Origin of the sequence: Actinoplanes sp. NPDC051513, assembly GCF_044454685.1 — a bacterium.
Taxonomy (GTDB): domain Bacteria; phylum Actinomycetota; class Actinomycetes; order Mycobacteriales; family Micromonosporaceae; genus Actinoplanes.
On sequence record NZ_JBITDW010000023.1, the window covers coordinates 60,839 to 77,645 of the forward strand.

The following is a 16,807-nucleotide window of genomic DNA, read 5'->3' on the forward strand; positions in this document are numbered from 1 at the left end:
GGAGAACCATGAGCAGCGACAGGGTACGCAATATCTGCTTCCACGGCGTCGGCGAGCCGAAACGCGAGATGGAGCCCGGCGAGGACGTCTACTGGGTGAAGACCGACCAGTTCGAGGCGATTCTCGACGAGGTCGCCTCGTGGACGGCGCCGGTGCGGCTCAGCTTCGACGACGGCAACGCGTCCGACGTCGAGATCGGCCTGCCGGCACTGGTCGAGCGCAATCTCTCCGGCGAGTTCTTCCTGCTGGCGGGCCGCCTGGACACACCGGGCAGCGTCAGCACCACGGGCGTCGGCGAGCTGCGGGCGGCCGGCATGCGGGTCGGCTCGCACGGCATGGCGCACCGGTCGTGGCGTGGGCTCGACGCGAAGGAGCGCGAGGCCGAGTTCGACACCGCGCGCGCCGTGCTCTCCCGCGCCGCCGGCGGCGCCGTCGACTCGGCGGCCTGCCCGCTCGGCCGCTACGACCGGCGGGTGCTGGCCGAGCTGCGCGGCCGCGGCTACACCCGGGTCTACACCAGTGACCGGCGGCCCGCCCGCGCCGGTTCGTGGCTGCAGCCGCGGTACAGCGTCCGCCGCCACGACACCCCGGAGTCGCTGCGGGCCGAGGTGCTGGCGCCCGCGCCGCTGCCGGCCCGGGCCCGCGCCCTCGCGGTCGGGACGGTGAAGCGATGGCGATGACCGTCCTCGTGGGATTCGCCGAGTCGCTCGCGGCCATCGAGTCCGTGTGGTCGCTGCGCGACGCGGGCTTCCGGGTGGTCGCGTTCACCCGGGAAGGCCGCCGTCCCGCCGTGGCCGCGGCCAAGGGCGTACGCGTGGTGGAAGTGCCCTCGCCGGAGCGTGACCTGACCGCCTCGCTTGCCGCTCTCCGCGCCCTCGTGGCCGAGGAGAAGGCCGTCGCGGCCATGCCGTTCGACGACGCGGCCCTGCTGCTCACCGACCGGCTTGCCGACATCGTGAAGGTCGCCGGCCCGACGGGGGCGAATGCCGCGCTCGCGCTCGACAAGAGCGAGCAGCTCGAGCTCGCCGCCAAGGCCGGTTTCGCCGTGCCCGACACCGCGATCATCAGGCCGGGCGAGAAGGCCGAGCTGCCGGGCGCCGGACCGTGGATGGTCAAATGCGCCGAGGCGGAGGTCGAGCGGGACGGCAAGCTCACGCGCCCGTCCGGGGGCATCGCCCGCACCTCGTCAGAGGCGCACGAGATCGCGGCGGAAATCGGTGCGCCGGCGTTGGTGCAGCGGTTGGTCGACGGCGTCGGCGAGGGCATTTTCGGGTATGCGGCCGGGGGCCAGGTGTTCGCCCTGTCGGCCCACCGCCGGGTGCGGATGATGAACCCGCGCGGGTCCGGCTCGAGCGCGTGCCGCTCCATCGACGTCGACCCTCAGCTGGCCGCCGCGGTCGCCCATTTCTGCGAGCTGGCCGGCTGGAACGGCATCTTCATGATCGAACTGCTCGTCGACGACGCCGGCAACGCGTGGTTCATGGAGCTCAACGGACGCACCTGGGGCAGCATGGCGCTCGCCCGGGCGCGCGGTCTCGCGTACCCGGAATGGGCCTTGCGAGGAACGCTCGACCCGGAGTTCCGGCCGCCTGCGACGCCGCCGGCGCCACACCTGCTCAGCCGCCACCTGGGCCGCGAGATCGTGCACCTGCTCGCGGTGATGCGGGGAGCGCGCGGGGCGGACGCCGGGCGATGGCCGTCGCGCGGCGCGACGCTGGCCGCGATGCTGCGACCGGCGGGCCGGACGCGCTGGTACAACGCGCGCCGGGGAGAATCCGCGGTGCTGGCACGGGATACCTGGCAGACGGTCGCCGGGCAGCTGCGGAGGCGATAGGTGACCAAGGTACGGGCGGCGGCCCACGTCCATTCGCGATGGTCGGACGACGCGACGTGGAAGCTGCCGGACATCGCGGCGGCCTTCGGCGAGCGCGGCTTCCGGGTGGTGCTGCTGGCCGATCACAGCCGTGAGTTCGAGGCGTCGCGGCTCGACGAGTACGCGGCGGAGTGCGCGGCGGCCTCGACCGGCGACGTGCTGCTCGTGCCGGGCATCGAGTACAACGACCCGGACAACGTCGTGCACGTGCCGGTGTGGGGACAGGTGCCCTTCTACGGCGCCACGCCCGGCATCGGCGAGCTGCTCGGCAAGGTCGCCGCGGACGGGGGGATCGCGGTGCTCGCCCACCCGTGGCGGCGCGAGGCGTGGAAGCGGTACGACCCGGCGTGGACGCCGCTGCTGGCCGGGGTCGAGATCTGGAACCGCAAGTACGACGGCCTCTCCCCCAACCGCCACGCCTTCGCCCTGGCCAAGCGGGAGGGGCTGCGGCCGTTCGCCGCGGTCGACTTCCACACCCGGCGACAGCTGTTCCCGCTCGCGGTGGAGCTGACCCTCGACGGCCCGGTGGTCGACCGCGCCGCGGTGGAACGGGCGCTCGCGGCCGGCGCGTTCACCCCGGTGTTCCGCAACCGCCCGGTGACCAAGGTGCTGGGCGGGGTGGACGGTTTGGCGTTGCGCGCCGTGGAAACGGCCCGCCACCGAGCGGCGCCGGTCCTGCGCGGCCTCCGCCGCGACTAGCTCTCGGTGCGGCTGCCGCCGAAAGCGCGAAACTGGTGTCGGCCTCCGCCGGCGGAAGGCCGCGGTTCTGCCGGCCAGGAAGCTGGCGATTCCCGCTCCTGCGGTCGAGACCCCGGTGGTGACGCGGGTGGTCTCGGATCTGAAGTTGCCGGAGCCGCCTGCCCTGCCGCCCCTCCCGACGGTGCCGTCCGTCCCGCTTCCGCAGGTGCCGTCGGTCCCCTCATCGCCGCCGTTGGCCGACCTGCCGGTGGCGCAGCCGCCGTTGGCCCAGCCGCCGGTGGCTCAGCCGCTGGTGGCTCAGCCGCTGGTGGCCCAGCCGCCGGTGGCTCAGCCGCTGGTGGCCCAGCCGCCGCTGGCTCAGCCGGCGGCGACACTGACCGGATGGCAGGCCGTTGCAATCCCGGCCTCCGTGCCGATGGCGGCGCCACGGTCCACGGTGGCCGGCGTGTCGGCGGCGCACGTTCACCATGACCTCGCCGAACGGCCCCGCACGGTCGGGCTGAGCCCCTCGCCGGCCAAGCCACCACCGGCTTCGCCGCCGCACCCGGGTGACCGGTCCGCCGACGCTCAGTTCCGCGACTCCGGCGGCGGCGGCGCACCCCCGATGGGCACCCTCCCGTCGTCTTGGTGGCCGGATATCGCGGCCGCCGCAGCCCTCTCACCCGCGAATGCGAACACTTCCGGACGAATCGTCCGGTATTGCGGTCCTCCCAGCTGATCCCGCGGTCCGGAATCGGGCCGACGCCGGTGCACCGACCCGGCGACGCGGCCATCAGCCGGCCTCCGGAGATTCGAGTAAGGCCCATCGGACGCCGGCATTCCCACCGCGAAGCTTGACCCTGGCTGGGAGGCCATCGTGATCCGCATTCTGCTCGTCGAACCCATGAATCTGCTGCGCGGCGCCCTGGCCGCGACCTTGTCGATGGAAGAGGACTTGGCCGTGGTCGCCGAACTGGGCGGCCTCGGCGAGGCGCTGGACATGGCAGGCGCCGTGCTGCCGGACGTGGCGGTCGTCAACGTCGGGCTGCTGGCCGGGGACGGCCTGCGCCTGTTCACCCGGCTCAGCGTGGAGCAGCCCGGCTGCGCCACGCTGGTGCTGGCCGGCCCGGACGTCCCGGGGACGCTCCACCGTGCGCTGGACGTCCACGTCCGCGGCGTCGTCGGCACCCAGGCCGCGCCGTGTGAGCTGGTGCGCAGCATCCGCCGGCTGGCCCGGGGCGAGCGTGTCATCGACGCCGGGCTGGCCGTCGCCATCGTCGCCGCACCGCGCAGCCCGCTGTCGGCGCGAGAGCTGGACGTGCTGAGCGTCGCCGCGTCCGGGGTGCCGTCCGCGGAGGTCGCCGCCAAGTTGCACCTGACCGCCGGCACCGTCCGCAACTACATCTCGGTGATCCTGCGCAAGACCGGCGCGCGCAACCGGCTGGAGGCGGTGCGCGTCGCCGAGGACGCGGGCTGGCTCGCATGACTCGTGACTTTTGTCAGCGGTCCTTCCTGACTCCTCTCACATCAGCCGATGACAACGCTCACTGGGCCGGGCCCCCGCATACATCGAGGCTTGTCGGTGAAAGGAATTCCTATCCGCAGGAGGAACGATGACGCACCGGCAACGGCTCTCGATGATCGCCGTAACTCTGCTCGCGGCGCTGGGGCTGGCCACCGCGGGCGCGAACCCGGCCGCCGCCGCCCCGAGCGCCCAGGCAGCCGCGCCACCCGCGACCACCGCCGTCCCCAGCATCCCGGTCACCGGCGCCTTCACGGACGCCACGGGCGGTACCGGCACTTTCGCCGGTAGCTTCACTCCCACGAGCTTCGCGGCGCAGAACGGAAGCCTCCTGGCTACCGGCACGCTGACCGGCACCCTCACCGACGCGGCCGGCGGCGCCGTCGGCACGGTCACCCAGACCGTCAGCATGCCCGCCGCCGTTGCCCAGGCGACGTGCCGGGTTCTGGACCTCACTCTCGGCCCGCTGCACCTGGACCTGCTCGGCCTGGTGGTGGACCTGAACCAGGTGCACTTGACCATCAACGCGGTGCCGGGGCCGGGGAACCTGCTCGGCAACCTGCTCTGCGCGATCACGCACCTGCTCGACCAGAACCCCGGCGCCGGGTCGCTGGCCGCGATCCTCAACTTCCTGCTGGCCCTGCTCGGGCAGCTCTGACCTGTGTCCCCCGCCGATGCAGCCGTACGCACCCGCGCGCGGCTGCATCGGCGCGCGAGCAGCGCGAACGAGCCGGCGCTATCGCACGACCGTCGGCGACCACGCGTCGGCGACCAGCACGGTGGGCTTGCCCGAGCCGTCGGCCGGGACCTGCCAGATGTCGCTGCTGGCCGTGCTGGTGCCCTGGCGGGGCAGGCCGTAGAGGACGGTGTCGTTGTCGAGCCACTCGGCCTGGTCGTCGACGCTGTGGGTCTCGGCCAGCAACGTCTCCTTGCCGGTGGTGAGGTCGTAGACCGCGAGCCGCCACTTGCCGGCGGGCAGGTCGCCGTGCTTCTTGAAGGCGACGCGGGTGCCGTCGGGTGAGAGCGAAGGGCATTCCACGTCGCCGCGGATGGAGGTGACCGTCTTGGCCGACAGGCTGCCCTTGACCAGCCAGGTCTTTCCGCCGGAGGCGGCCGTGGCGTAGAAGGTGTTGTCGTTGTCGGCGAAGGTGACGCCCCACAGGTTCTTGTCGGCCGCCGTGATGACCTTGCCGTCGACCGTGAGCTTGAACTTCTCGATGTCGCCGATGGTGACGCCGTCCTTGCGGCTCACCACCGTGCGGGTGGAGAACTTGCCGGGGTTGGCGTAGGAGTCGCCGAACACGAACGTGGTGGTGGCGGCCAGGGAGCCGTCGGGAGACAGCCGGGCCCGGCTGGGCAGGCCGGTGAGCGGCAGGTCGTGCGCCGGCGACCACGCGCTGTCGACGATCTGCGACTTGTACGTGGTCACGAGGCCCCGGTCGGCGGAGAGGCAGATCGCGTCGGCGGCGGAGGCGTACACCCGCTCGCAGGACATCGGCGTGAACGTGCGCGGCCCGCCCGGCGCGGACAGCGGCACCATGGCGACCTTGCCGTATTCGCTGCCCAGCGCGGTGCTGCGGAAGACCAGCCGGGGCTGCTTGCCGACGGCCGCGAGGTCGCCGCCGGTGGCCACCGCGGGCGCCGAGGACAGGGTCTTGGCCTGGTCCTTGTGCACGTTCCACACGTACGCGACGGAGCCGAGCGCGGCGAGCACCAGGATCGCGGCGAGCACGGAGATTCGCTGCCGCACGGTCACGCCGAGACCTCCGCGGCCGAAGGACGGTCGATGCCGCGCAGCAGCCGGGCCGCCACCGGCACCCCGGCGGCCAGCAGCACCGCGAACAGCACCAGCGACTTGCTCGGGCCCTGCACGCTCCAGAGCAGGCCGAAGACGACCGAGGAGGCGAAGCGGGCGATGGCCTGGACGGTCTGGGCGGCGGCGATGCCGCTGCCGCGGCTGTCCGCGGAGACCAGCCGGCTGATCAGGGCGGGCAGCACGCCGTCGGTCGCGGCGTAGAAGACGCCGAGCAACGCGAGCGTGGCGAAGGTCAGCCCGAGGCCGCCGGCCGGCAGCGCCGCCAGCACGTAGCAGGCGATCAGCGCGCCGTGCCCGGCCACGAGGACCTTGCCGCGGCCGACCCGGTCGGAGAGCCGGCCGAGCGGGATGGCAAGCGCCAGGTACGCGATGTTCGTACCGACGTAGAGCAGCGGGAAGTACTTGGCGGCGAAGTCGTCGCGCTCCTGCAGGGACAGGTAGAGGAACCCGTCGCCGACCGTGAACAGACCCAGCACCGTCGCGGCGATCAGGGGCCCGCGCAGCCGCTTGCCGCCGACCTCCTTCATCACCGTGCGCAGGCCGACCCGGGCGGTGTTCACGGTGGTGCGCAGATTGGGCACGAACAGCACCAGGACGGCGACGCCGACCAGGGCGAACGCGGCCGACACCACCCAGATCGAGTCGTAGCTGCCGGGCACGCTGGCCAGGATCGCGAACGCGACGAGCGGGCCGATCGCCGCGCCGATCGTGTCGAGGGTGCGGTGCACGCCGAACGCGCGGCCGAGCATCGTGGGGTCGGAGGCCTCGGCGATGAGCGAGTCGCGGGGCGCGGTGCGCAGGCCCTTGCCGAGCCGGTCGGCGGTCACCACGCCGGTGATGGCGGCGAAGCCCGCGGCCGGGATCATGGCGAGGCGGCTGACGGCCGACGCGCCGTACCCGACCACCGCCACCCACTTGGGGTGACCACCGCGGTCGGCCGCGTAGCCGCCGCCGATCCGCACGAGCGCGCTGACGCCCTGGTACATGCCGTCGAGGAAGCCGTAGGCGACGGGGCTGAGGCCGACCGCCACGGTCAGGTACAGCGGGAGGACCGAGGAGACCATCTCGGAGGAGATGTCGGTCAGCAGGCTCACCGTGCCGAGCAGCAGGACGACCGAGGAGACCCGCTTGACCGCCTTGCCGGCGCCGGCCGGCTCGTCGGCGCCGGGGCGGTCTCGCAACGTCACATACACGGTGTTTCCCCACTTCCCCAGCCGGTCCGGCAATACGCTATCGATACCGCCCGGCCGGGTCTCTGGCCCGTTCCGCCCGAACTGGTACCAGTTCGGGCGGTACGAATTACGACGTTCAGGCCAGGGCGGCGGTGAAGGCCTCCGCCACGCGGGCCTGCTGGTCGGGAGTGATCTGCGGGTAGATCGGCAGCGACAGGATCTCGGGCGCGGTCCGCTCGGCGTTCGGGAACGAGCCGCCCAGGTAGCCGAACGCGCCGGTCTTGTGGATGGGGAACGGGTAGTGGATGCCCGCGCCGATCCCGGCGGCGTTGAGCTTGGCGAGCACCTCGTCCCGGCGCTGGACCCGCACGCAGTAGATGTGCCACACGTGCTCGTTGCCGTCCAGCGTCACCGGCGTGATGACGTCGAGGCCGGACAGCAGCTCCGCGTAACGGGCCGCGGCGGCCCGGCGGCGGGCGTTCCAGTCGTCGAGGCGGGCCAGCTTGGCGCGCAGCACGACGGCCTGCAGCCCGTCGAGGCGGCTGTTCACACCGATCAGGTCGTGGTGGTACTTCTTGAGCCCGCCGTGGCTGCCCAGCGTGCGGACCGTCTCGGCCCACTGCTCGTTCGCGGTGACGACCGCGCCGGCGTCACCGTAGGCGCCGAGGTTCTTGCCCGGGTAGAAGCTGGTGGCGGCGATGCCGTCGACGCCGGCGCCGATGCCGTGCCGCTTGGCGCCCTGCGACTGCGCGGCGTCCTCGACGATCGCGATGTCCCGGCCGCCGAGTCCGGCCTTCAGCTGCTCGACCGGCGCCATCTGGCCGTAGAGGTGCACGGGCGCGATCGCGCGGGTGGCCGGGGTGACTGCCGCGAGCGCGGCTTCGACATCGATGAGATACGTACGGGGATCGCAGTCGACCAGAACGACGCGGCCGCCTGTGCGCACGACCGCCTCGGCCGTCGCGATGAACGTGTTGGCCGGCAGGATCACCTCGGCGCCCGGGCCGACCCCGACCGCGCGGAACGCGAGCTCGAGGGCGTCGGTGCCGTTGGCGACGCCGATGCAGTGCGGCACGCCGGAGAACGCGGCGTACTCCTGCTCGAACGCGGCCACCTCGGCGCCGCCGATGAACGCGGTCTCGGCGATGACGCGCTTGAAGCCGGTCTCGACCTCCTCGGCCACCTCCGCGTGGGCGGCGGCCAGGTCGACGAGCGGGATCTTGTTCATGCTGGTGCTACTCCTGCCGGGTCGGGTTTCGTTGTCGCCAGCCGGGCTTCCAGGCCGGCGATCTTCGCGAGGAGGTCCTGGGTGCGCAGGCCGAGGGTCTGCTTGACCGAGCGGATCACGGCGGCGGCCGGTACCGGCCCGTCACCGTCGAGCTCCACCGTGTGCAGCCTGAGCACGCCGTCGCCGGTGAGCACGTCGACCCAGCCCTCGGCGGACGAGCGGCCGACCGGGCGGCCGGCGATCCGTCCCTCGAAGCGGGGCGCGTCGTGCCGCACCTCGGCGTGGTGCACTCGCAAGCGGCGCAGGCCGAGGTACGTGTAGGCCGCCGGGAACGGCGGCCGGAGCGCCCGGACGAGGCGGTCGAGGCTCGCCGCCGGTTCGGCCCAGCGGATCTCGCCGTCCTCGGGCAGCCGGGTGCAGCAGTAGGTGGCCTCGCTCTCGTCCTGCGCCGCGCCCAGGTCGCCGCCGATCCGGCGGCGGACCGCGTCGGCGATGTGCAGGCGCTGCAGCTCGTTGAGGCGGTCGTAGAGCGTGGACACGGTGTCGGCAGGGCCGATCGGGACGCTGCCGGAGTAGAGCACTCCCCCGGCGTCCAGCTCGGGTTCGAGGCAGTGCAGCGAGATGTACGCGTCCGGCTCGCCGTTGATGAGGGCCCAGTTGACCGTGGCCCGCCCGCGGTACCGGGGCAGCGGCGCGTAGTGCACGTTGACGAACGGGATGTCCGCCAGCATGTCGCCGGGCAGGATCCGGTCGTACGACGAGACCACCACGGCGTCGGGACGCTCGCGGGCGACGACCTCGCGCAGCGAAGCCACCGTGGTGTCGGCGACCACCGGGATGCCGTGCTTGACGGCGAGCGCGGTCACGTCGTCGTCGCCCGGCCGCAGCAGCGCCGCGATGGCGAAGTCGTCGACGAGGCCGGCCAGCGCGGTAGCCGTGGTGGGCCCGATCCCGACCAGCACGAGCCGGGGTTGGTCAGGCGAGCTCATCCACGAACTCCCGATCCTCGGCGGTGCGCTCGGCCGCCGGGCGCAGCAGCACCTCGGCCACCTTGAGGCCACCGGTCTGCAGGCGGACGATCGGGTCGGGGCCGACGGCCGACGGCAGCACGCCCATGTGGCCGGCGCCGGGCTCGGCCGCCGGCGACACCGGCAGTCCCCGCGCGGCGAGGCCGTCCCGGTCGAGGTCGCCCCAGTACTGCCCGACGAGGCAGCCGGGCCAGCGCGCGGCCAGCGCGTCCAGCTCGGCCGGGGTGAGGACCGGGCCGCCGGTGGGCCGCATCGAGACGACCAGCGCCTCGGGTTGCGGGCCGTCGAGCAGCCCGGCCAGCGTCGCCGCCGCGGTCACCTCGGCGCCCGCACCGGCGAGGCCGCGCACCATGAAGTCGTTGAACGGGTTGTCGCAGAGCAGCGCGATCCGGCTGCGGTACGCCGGGACGCCCGCGTCGAGCAGCAACTTGACCGCCATCAACCCGAGGTAGGAGAAGACGTCGACCGCCGGGTGCCGCTCGTTGGTGCCGGCCACCTCGATGCCGCGCTTGCGCAGCGCCGGGATGTCCAGATCGGAGCGTCCGGCCTCGGCCTCCCACGCTTCGAACATCAGCGGCACGACGGCCGTGGGCTTCATGAGGTCGACCATCGCCTGGTCGATCGGGCGCACGTGCCCCGAGTTGGTGACCACGTCGGCGCGCGAGATGTCGTCGGGCCGGCGCTCGGTCGTGACCCGGATGCGGCCGGGCACGCCGGCCGCCTCGGCGAGCGCGAGAGTCCGCGCGGTCACCTCGGCGGCCGTGCCGTAGCGGGTCGAGCGGGTGAACGCGATCACCTCGGCCGCGCCGCCCAGCGCCGCGAGCACCGGGGTGACCGCGTACGGGCCGGTCGCGGCCTCGGTCAGCACGACCTTGCCGGACAGGTCGAGCCGGGTCTCCGCGACCGAGCGGCGCATCAGCCGCAGCAGCCGGTCGGTGGAGAGGCCGGGCGCCGTCATGCGCGGCTCCCGGCGAGCTCGCGGAGGATGCCGGCGATGTAGTCCTGGTCGTCGGCGGTCAGCGCGTGGTGCAGCGGCAGGATCAGCGACTCGCGGGTGATCCGCTCGGTCACCGGCAGCGGGACCGGCGCCATGTCGGCGTACGCGGGTTCGAGATGGGCGGCCATGATGCCCCGCCGGGCCGAGACGCCCCGGGCGGCGAGCTCGGCGAGCACCTCGTCGCGGCCGGCCGGGAAGCCGTCGAGCAGCACCCAGAACGACTGGTAGTTGGTCTGCCCGTAGGCCGGGTCCTTGACCGGAACGAGGCCGTCGATGCCGGCCAGCAGCTCGTGGTAACGGGCCGCGAGCTCGCGCCGCTGGGCGACCAGGCCGGGCAGCCGGCCGAGCTGCACGAGCCCGACGGCGGCCTGGATGTCGGTCATCCGGTAGTTGTAGGCGGTCTCCAGGTACGCCTCGAGCACCGGCTGCTTGCTGGCGTGCCGGTCGGCGGCGGAGACGTTCATGCCGTGCTCGCGCAGCCGGCGCAGGCGCGCGGCGTGGTCTGCGTCGTCGACGGTGATCATGCCGCCCTCGCCGGTCGTGATGACCTTGCGGGGGTGGAACGACCAGGCGGCGATCGCGGCCCCGGCGCCGGCCGGCTGGCCGTACGCGGTCGAGCCCGCCGCGCAGGCGGCGTCCTCGACCAGGCCGATCCCCCAGCCCTCGGTGGCCTTGCGCAGCGCGACCGTATCGAACGGGACGCCGCCCTGGTGCACGGCGATGACCGCCTTGGTGCGCGCGGTGCGGACCGCGTCGATGGTCTCGACGGTGAGGTTGCCGGTGGCCAGGTCGACGTCGGCGAAGACCGGGGTCCCGCCGACGTAGCGGACCGCGTTCGCCGTCGCGATGAACGACAGCGACGGCACGATCACCTCGTCGCCGGGGCCGATGCCGAGCAGCACCAGCGCCAGGTGCAGGCCGGTCGTGCAGGAACTGACCGCGACGCCGTGGCAGGCGCCGACCAGAGTCGCGAACTCCTGCTCGAACTTGGCGACCCGAGGACCTTGGGCGACCCAGCCGGACCGGACGGCCTCGGCCGCGGCCTCGGCCTCCTCCTCGCCCAGCATGGGGATCATGACGGGAATCTTGCGGTCGCTCATTTCGACCCTCGCCACCAGTCGACCAGGCCCTGCAGGCCCTCGTTGAGGCTCAGCTCGGCGCGGAAGCCCAGCTTCTGTTCGGCGGCGGCCGTGCTGGCGAGGCGGCGGGTGACGCCGTTGACCGCGCGGGCCGGGCCGTGCTCGGGGGCGAGGTCGGACTTCATGACGTCGCTGAGCGCCTGGGCGAGCTCCTTGAGGCTGGTCTCCTCGCCGCTGGCGATGTTGAACACCTCGTCGGTGACGTCGGCCTTCGCGGCCAGGATGTTGGCGCGGGCGATGTCGGCGACGTGGACGAAGTCCATGGTCTGCAGGCCGTCGCCGAGGATCAGCGGCGGCGTGCCCGACTCGATGCGCTCCATCCAGCGGATCAGCACCTCGGTGTACAGGCCGTAGATGTCCATCCGCGGGCCGTACACGTTGAAGTAGCGCAGGGCGACGTAGTCGAGGCCCTTCATGGCGTGGAAGCTGCGCAGGGTGGCCTCGTTGAAGGCCTTGGCGGCGCCGTAGAACGTGTCGTTGTTGTACGGGTGGTGCCGCTCGGTGGTCGGGAACTGCTCGGCCAGGCCGTAGACGGAGGCGGACGACGAGGCGATCAGCTTCTTGACGCCCTCCTCGGCCGCGGCCTCGACGACGTTGAACGTGCCGTCGACGAGCACCTCGTTGGCCAGCCGCGGCTCCTCGGCGCACTGGGTGATGCGGATCGCGGCGAGGTGGAAGACCAGGTCCTTGCCGGCGGTCACCTCGCGGACGAGCGCCTGGTCGCGAATGTCGCCCTCGACCAGGGTCACCGGGCCGTTCGCGTCGGCCCAGGCCAGGTTCTCCCGGCGGCCGCGCACGAAGTTGTCGAGCACGACGACCTCGGCCGCCCCGCCCCGGATGAGTTCGTCGACGACGTGCGAGCCGATCGTGCCCGCACCGCCGGTGACGAGGGCCCGCGAGCCCTCGATCTGTACGCCCGTCACGCCATGTGCCCTTCGTCGAGCTTGATCATCGTTCCGCCTTCGGCCAGGCTGCGCGAGGCGGCCTGGAGGATCTCGAGCACCCGCAGCCCGGCCCGGCCGTCGGTCAGGGCCGGCGTGCCGGTGGTGATGGCCCGTGCGTACTCGTCGACCATGGTGCGCAACGCCTCGCGCTCGACCAGCGCGGGGGCGACCATGTCGCCGGATCGGTAGGAGACGAGAATGTCGCGGCGCTGCTCGTCGCCGAGCTCGTCGGGCGAGGCCACGTCGACGCCCCGATCGTAGATCGCGAGGCGCTGGCTGGGGTTGAGGTCGTCCCACACCAGCGTCCGCTTCGAGCCGCCGAAGATCGCCGTACGGATCTTCACCGGGGACAGCCAGTTGACGTGGATGTGCGCGATCGCGCCGGTGTTGAGCTGGAGCGTGAGATACGCCACGCAGGCCCGGCCGGCCCCGATCCCGTCGGCGCCGTGTGCGGCGACGGCCACCGGGCGCACGCCCGGCGGGAGCACGAAGTCGAGGATCGAGAGGTCGTGCGGGGCGAGGTCCCAGACCACGTCGATGTCGCGCTGCACGAGACCGAGATTGATCCGTACGGAGTCGAGGAAGTGCAGGTCGCCCAGCTCGCCGGAGTGGAGCATCTCGCGGATCCGCAGCACCACCGGCGTGTAGCAGAAGGTGTGGTCGGTCATCAGCGTCAGGCCGCGCTTGTCGGCCTCCTCCACCAGTTGGAGGCCTTCCTCGTGGGTCGCGGCCAGGGGCTTCTCGACCAGCACGTGCTTGCCGGCGCGCAGGGCGGCGAGGGCGACCGGCAGGTGCGTGCCGGCCGGGGTCGCGATCGCGACCGCCTGGACCTCGGGATCGGCGAGCACCTCGTCGAGGTCGGCCGAGACCTTGACGGTCGAGTAGCCGCCGAGGACCCGTTCGGCGCGCTCGACATCGAGGTCGCAGAGCCAGCGCAGGCGGAAGGCGGGCGCGCCCTGGAAGTTGCGGACGAGGTTCGGGCCCCAGTAACCGGCCCCCACGACGGCAATGCCGATCGGCTCGGTCACGGGCTGCGGAGAAGTCACGGATGTCCGTTTCGCTCGGGAAGCCTTGCTTCTTTAGACATGTGCGGACCGGGCAGCGCCTAGCGCGCCCGTGGCGCAAGTTACCGATCGGCTCGGTCGGGAAGCCAGAGCTCTGACGGATTTCCGGCGGAGCCGGGAGGGCAAGCCGTACCTTCGGTCAACGCCCTTACGACGCTCGGACGGCATCGGCACCGACCGTCGGGCAGAACCGCCGAACTGCCTGATTTCGGGTGGCCACCGGACTGTCATTGCCTTTAGCCTGACTCGCGCCATGAGAGGACCCAGATGACCGAGCTGCTTCCGCGTCTGCGCGGGATTGCCCGGGCGGGCTTGCTGAGCTCCGCCCGCGACGAGACCGACACCGTGGGCGGGCGCAGCGCCCTCGTGCTGGCCCCTCATCCCGACGACGAGACGCTCGGCTGCGGCGCGACGATCCTGCGCAAGGTTGCGGCGGGAACGCCGGTGACGGTGGCCGTGGTGACCGACGGGCGGCATTCGCACCGCAGCGAGCATCTGAGCCCCGATTCCCTGGCCGCCCTGCGCCGGGCCGAGATGTCCTCGGCGGCGGGCCGGTTGGGGCTGGACCCCGATGCCGTGCGGTGGGGTGGGTTCGAGGACGGCACTCTCTCTTCTCAAGAAAAAGACCTTTTCGCGTACGTCGCAGAGCTGCTCGCCGAAGTGCGTCCCGACGACGTGTACACGACCTCGGCGGACGAGCCCCACCCCGACCACGCCGCCCTGGGCCGGGCCGTGCGGGCCGCGGCCGCCTCTTCCGGGAGCCGGGTCCTCGAGTACCCGGTGTGGCTGTGGGGCTCGTGGCCGCTGCGCCGCGGCGACCGGCTGGGGTCCACGCTGAACGCGGCCGGCTCGATCGCGCGGCGGCGGGCGGTGAAGGTGCGCGCCGGCGATCACCTGAAGAGCAAGCTGCACGCGCTCGACGCGCACGAGTCGCAGCTGCGCCGGCCGGCGGGCGTTCCCGACGGCGAGCCCTGGGCGAGCCTGCCGCCGGGCGTGCTCGCGGCGGCCGGCGCCGATGCGGAGCTGTTCCTGCTCGGCTGAGGTCAGTTCAGCTTCTCGCACGTCACCTGGACCAGCCACGGCGGCGTCTCCACCGGGGCGATCGGGATGGCCGCGGTCGCGCCCGCGACGCACGTGGCCCGGGCCTTGTCGAGCTCGGCGTCCCATGCGGGTCCGTGCGCGCGCGGGTTGTCGATCCGCAGGTTGATCAGCGCGATGACCGCCAGGAACCCGGCCAGCACGTAGAGCGGGACGGCGTTGCCCGGCCGGGGTTGCAGCAGGGCGACCAGGGCCACCACCACCAGCAGGGCCGGGGCGACGGCGTACCGCGGGGCGGCCACGCCGGAGAGCACCACCGGCAGCACGTACAGCGCGGCGCTCTGGATCACGGCCGCGCCGGCCAGGACCCACGCCGGGCGGGTCAGGCCGCGCAGGGCGACCACGAACGCCACGGCCACCAGCAGCCAGGCCACGGCGGCGAGAGCCACCCAGCGGGCGCCGATCTGATGGCCGAGCCAGCGCTGGCCGATCAGCGGGGCGGGGACGGCTCGCAGAAGATAGCCGACGGCCGCGCGAACCGGGTTGGGGTCGAGCTCGCGCTCGCTGGAACCGGTGGCCAGGCCGATGAGCTGCACAACCAGGCCGAGCGCCAGGGCGCCGCCCAGGATCTTTCCTAGCCGGCCCTCCTCCTTGTGGAAGAAGCGGAAGAGCGCCAGCGGCACGTAGGCGAGCACGAGGATGTCACTGGTCGCCACGAGCAGCACGGTCGCCACCGCGACCACCTGGCCGATCCGGCTGCGCGGGCTCCACAGGAACACCCAGAACAGCACGTACAGGCCGTACCAGTGGAAGTTGGCGACCGAGTTGAGCACCTCGTCCTGGGCGACCGGCACCACGACGACCAGCGCCGACACGACGACCCGGGCCACCGTCGACGAAAGGTGGGCGGCGCTGGTCACGTAGACCAGCAGCGCCAGCAGGGCAACGATCAAAGCGGCGCCGGCGGCCAGCACCGTCGCGGCGGCGCTCGGCGGAAAGACCGAGGCGATCGCGGCGAGCAGACGCGGGACCGCATGGAAATAGCCCGCGTACGAGGTGGTCAGCGCCGCCCAGGGGCCCTTGTCCACGGCCTCGGCGTAGAAGATGCTGCCGTCCTCGGCCCAGATCGTGTTGAGCGCGCCCGGCCCGGGCTGCCGGAGCAGCCCGACCGTGACGGCGGCCGCGATCGCGACCACCGCCAGGACCGCTTTACCCGTGGTGACCGACTTGGCCGGTGCGGCGGCGAAAAGGTCTTTCGCCGCCGCGGGGGCTCGTGAGATCAGAGCCGACCCTCGGCCACCGCCTGAGTAACCCACGGGATCACCTCGTCGAGCATCTCGTCCAGGGACGTGGTCGCCTCGAAGCCGAGCACCTTCTGCGACTTGCTGACGTCCGGGACGCGCTTCTGCACGTCGTACTCGTAGGGGTCGTCGGAGACCAGCGACAGCGGGACGTCCGCACCCTTGATCTTCCGCCAGATCACCGCGGCCAGGTCGCGGACCGTGGTCGACTCGGCGGTGGAGATGTTGAAGTCCTCGTTGTGGGCAGCGTCGGACTCCATCGCCACGACGATGCCACGGGCCAGGTCGCCGCCGTACGTGTAGTGGCGCACCTGGCTGCCGTCGCCCAGGATGTGCAGCGGGTCCTGGCCCTTGAGAACCTTCTGCACGAGGTCGGGCACGACGTGCGACATCGCGAGCTTGACGTTGCCGGAGAGCACCTCGACCTCGCCCAGCGCCCGGCCCTCGCCGACGCCCACGCAGTTGAACGGGCGCACGATCGTGTACGGGAGCTTGTACTGGTCCCAGGCGGCCTTCGCGTAGTACTCGACGGCGAGCTTCTGGAAGCCGTACGACGACAGCGGCGGCGGGATCTTGCGCTCGTCGCCCTCGGCGGACGGCCAGTGCTCGGTCGACTCGAAGACCATCGACGACGACAGGTACGTGACCTTCCTGAGCTTGCCGTTCTGGTGGGCCTTGATGGCGGCGTCGCACGTCGAGGCCATGATCCGCTCGTTGGTGGCGAGCAGGTCGTAGGCGTACGCGTGGAAGTAGGAGATGCCACCGATCATGGCCGCGCCGGCGATCAGATGGTCACAGTCGGCCAGCAGCTCGGTGACCAGCTCGACATCGCGGGCGTCGCCCTCGGTGAAGTGGTAGCGCGGGTGGCTGTCGTAGGAACGCGACACGGGCCCGTACTTCGAGTAGTTGTCCAACCCGACGACCTCGTGCCCACGTGACAGCAACTCCTCAACGACATAGCCGCCGATGAAGCCGGCGGAGCCGGTGACGAGAACTTTGGACACGGT

Annotated in this window: 17 protein-coding genes; 7 read left to right on the top strand and 10 right to left on the bottom strand. The window is 72.3% G+C overall.

The annotated features are described in order from the left end of the window. Nucleotides 1-8 precede the first annotated feature (8 nt). The 6 genes from ACIA5D_RS41225 (at nt 9) to ACIA5D_RS41250 (ending at nt 4,731) form a co-directional block, all read left to right on the top strand. The gene (locus tag ACIA5D_RS41225) at nt 9-680 is read left to right on the top strand and encodes a polysaccharide deacetylase family protein (protein WP_396035996.1); all 672 of its coding nucleotides are present in this window, start codon (nt 9-11) and stop codon (nt 678-680) included. Further along, nucleotides 671-1,834: a hypothetical protein gene (locus ACIA5D_RS41230; protein ID WP_396035997.1), complete on the top strand. Its 1,164-nt coding sequence runs from the start codon at nt 671-673 to the stop codon at nt 1,832-1,834. The genes ACIA5D_RS41225 and ACIA5D_RS41230 overlap by 10 nt, the downstream gene beginning before the upstream one ends. Further along, on the top strand, nt 1,835-2,572 hold the full coding sequence (locus tag ACIA5D_RS41235) for a PHP domain-containing protein (RefSeq protein WP_396035998.1): 738 nt from the start codon (nt 1,835-1,837) through the stop codon (nt 2,570-2,572). A gap of 127 nt (nt 2,573-2,699) precedes the next feature. Further along, nucleotides 2,700-3,290 (top strand): hypothetical protein, encoded by a 591-nt coding sequence (locus ACIA5D_RS41240; RefSeq protein ID WP_396035999.1) that lies wholly within the window; start codon nt 2,700-2,702, stop codon nt 3,288-3,290. A gap of 138 nt (nt 3,291-3,428) precedes the next feature. Further along, nucleotides 3,429-4,037 (top strand): LuxR C-terminal-related transcriptional regulator, encoded by a 609-nt coding sequence (locus ACIA5D_RS41245; RefSeq protein ID WP_396036000.1) that lies wholly within the window; start codon nt 3,429-3,431, stop codon nt 4,035-4,037. Nucleotides 4,038-4,164: 127 nt separating this feature from the next. Then, the gene (locus ACIA5D_RS41250; RefSeq protein WP_396036001.1) at nt 4,165-4,731 is read left to right on the top strand and encodes a hypothetical protein; all 567 of its coding nucleotides are present in this window, start codon (nt 4,165-4,167) and stop codon (nt 4,729-4,731) included. Between the two features lie 78 nt (nt 4,732-4,809). Here ACIA5D_RS41250 and ACIA5D_RS41255 read toward each other — a convergent pair whose 3' ends face one another. From ACIA5D_RS41255 to ACIA5D_RS41290, 8 genes are all read right to left on the bottom strand, one after another. After that, complete coding sequence (locus ACIA5D_RS41255) at nt 4,810-5,829, bottom strand: TolB family protein (protein WP_396036002.1); 1,020 nt, start codon at nt 5,827-5,829, stop codon at nt 4,810-4,812. Beyond that, nucleotides 5,826-7,076 (bottom strand): MFS transporter, encoded by a 1,251-nt coding sequence (locus ACIA5D_RS41260; RefSeq protein ID WP_396036003.1) that lies wholly within the window; start codon nt 7,074-7,076, stop codon nt 5,826-5,828. The genes ACIA5D_RS41255 and ACIA5D_RS41260 overlap by 4 nt, the downstream gene beginning before the upstream one ends. 121 nt (nt 7,077-7,197) lie before the next feature. Then, nucleotides 7,198-8,289 (bottom strand): DegT/DnrJ/EryC1/StrS family aminotransferase, encoded by a 1,092-nt coding sequence (locus ACIA5D_RS41265; RefSeq protein ID WP_396036004.1) that lies wholly within the window; start codon nt 8,287-8,289, stop codon nt 7,198-7,200. Further along, nucleotides 8,286-9,278, bottom strand: coding sequence for a methionyl-tRNA formyltransferase (locus ACIA5D_RS41270; protein WP_396036005.1), 993 nt, complete (start codon nt 9,276-9,278; stop codon nt 8,286-8,288). The genes ACIA5D_RS41265 and ACIA5D_RS41270 overlap by 4 nt, the downstream gene beginning before the upstream one ends. Then, nucleotides 9,265-10,275, bottom strand: a complete 1,011-nt coding sequence (locus ACIA5D_RS41275; protein WP_396036006.1) for a hypothetical protein — start codon at nt 10,273-10,275, stop codon at nt 9,265-9,267. Before ACIA5D_RS41275 ends, ACIA5D_RS41270 begins: the two co-directional genes overlap by 14 nt. Next, on the bottom strand, nt 10,272-11,390 hold the full coding sequence (locus ACIA5D_RS41280; RefSeq protein ID WP_396036007.1) for a DegT/DnrJ/EryC1/StrS family aminotransferase: 1,119 nt from the start codon (nt 11,388-11,390) through the stop codon (nt 10,272-10,274). The genes ACIA5D_RS41275 and ACIA5D_RS41280 overlap by 4 nt, the downstream gene beginning before the upstream one ends. 20 nt (nt 11,391-11,410) lie before the next feature. Continuing rightward, nucleotides 11,411-12,376 carry an NAD-dependent epimerase/dehydratase family protein gene (locus ACIA5D_RS41285; RefSeq protein ID WP_396036008.1) on the bottom strand — a complete coding sequence of 322 codons (966 nt, stop codon included), beginning with the start codon at nt 12,374-12,376 and terminating at the stop codon, nt 11,411-11,413. Next, nucleotides 12,373-13,443 (bottom strand): Gfo/Idh/MocA family protein, encoded by a 1,071-nt coding sequence (locus ACIA5D_RS41290; protein WP_396036010.1) that lies wholly within the window; start codon nt 13,441-13,443, stop codon nt 12,373-12,375. Before ACIA5D_RS41290 ends, ACIA5D_RS41285 begins: the two co-directional genes overlap by 4 nt. A gap of 285 nt (nt 13,444-13,728) precedes the next feature. On the opposite strand from ACIA5D_RS41290, the gene ACIA5D_RS41295 reads away from it, so the two are divergent. Continuing rightward, the gene (locus ACIA5D_RS41295) at nt 13,729-14,502 is read left to right on the top strand and encodes a PIG-L deacetylase family protein (RefSeq protein ID WP_396036011.1); all 774 of its coding nucleotides are present in this window, start codon (nt 13,729-13,731) and stop codon (nt 14,500-14,502) included. A gap of 2 nt (nt 14,503-14,504) precedes the next feature. On the opposite strand, the gene ACIA5D_RS41300 is transcribed toward ACIA5D_RS41295, so the two are convergent. Both ACIA5D_RS41300 and ACIA5D_RS41305 read right to left on the bottom strand, forming a co-directional pair. Further along, nucleotides 14,505-15,815 (bottom strand): hypothetical protein, encoded by a 1,311-nt coding sequence (locus ACIA5D_RS41300; protein ID WP_396036013.1) that lies wholly within the window; start codon nt 15,813-15,815, stop codon nt 14,505-14,507. Then, nucleotides 15,779-16,804, bottom strand: coding sequence for an NAD-dependent epimerase/dehydratase family protein (locus tag ACIA5D_RS41305; RefSeq protein WP_396036015.1), 1,026 nt, complete (start codon nt 16,802-16,804; stop codon nt 15,779-15,781). The genes ACIA5D_RS41300 and ACIA5D_RS41305 overlap by 37 nt, the downstream gene beginning before the upstream one ends. Between the last annotated feature and the right edge of the window lie 3 nt (nt 16,805-16,807).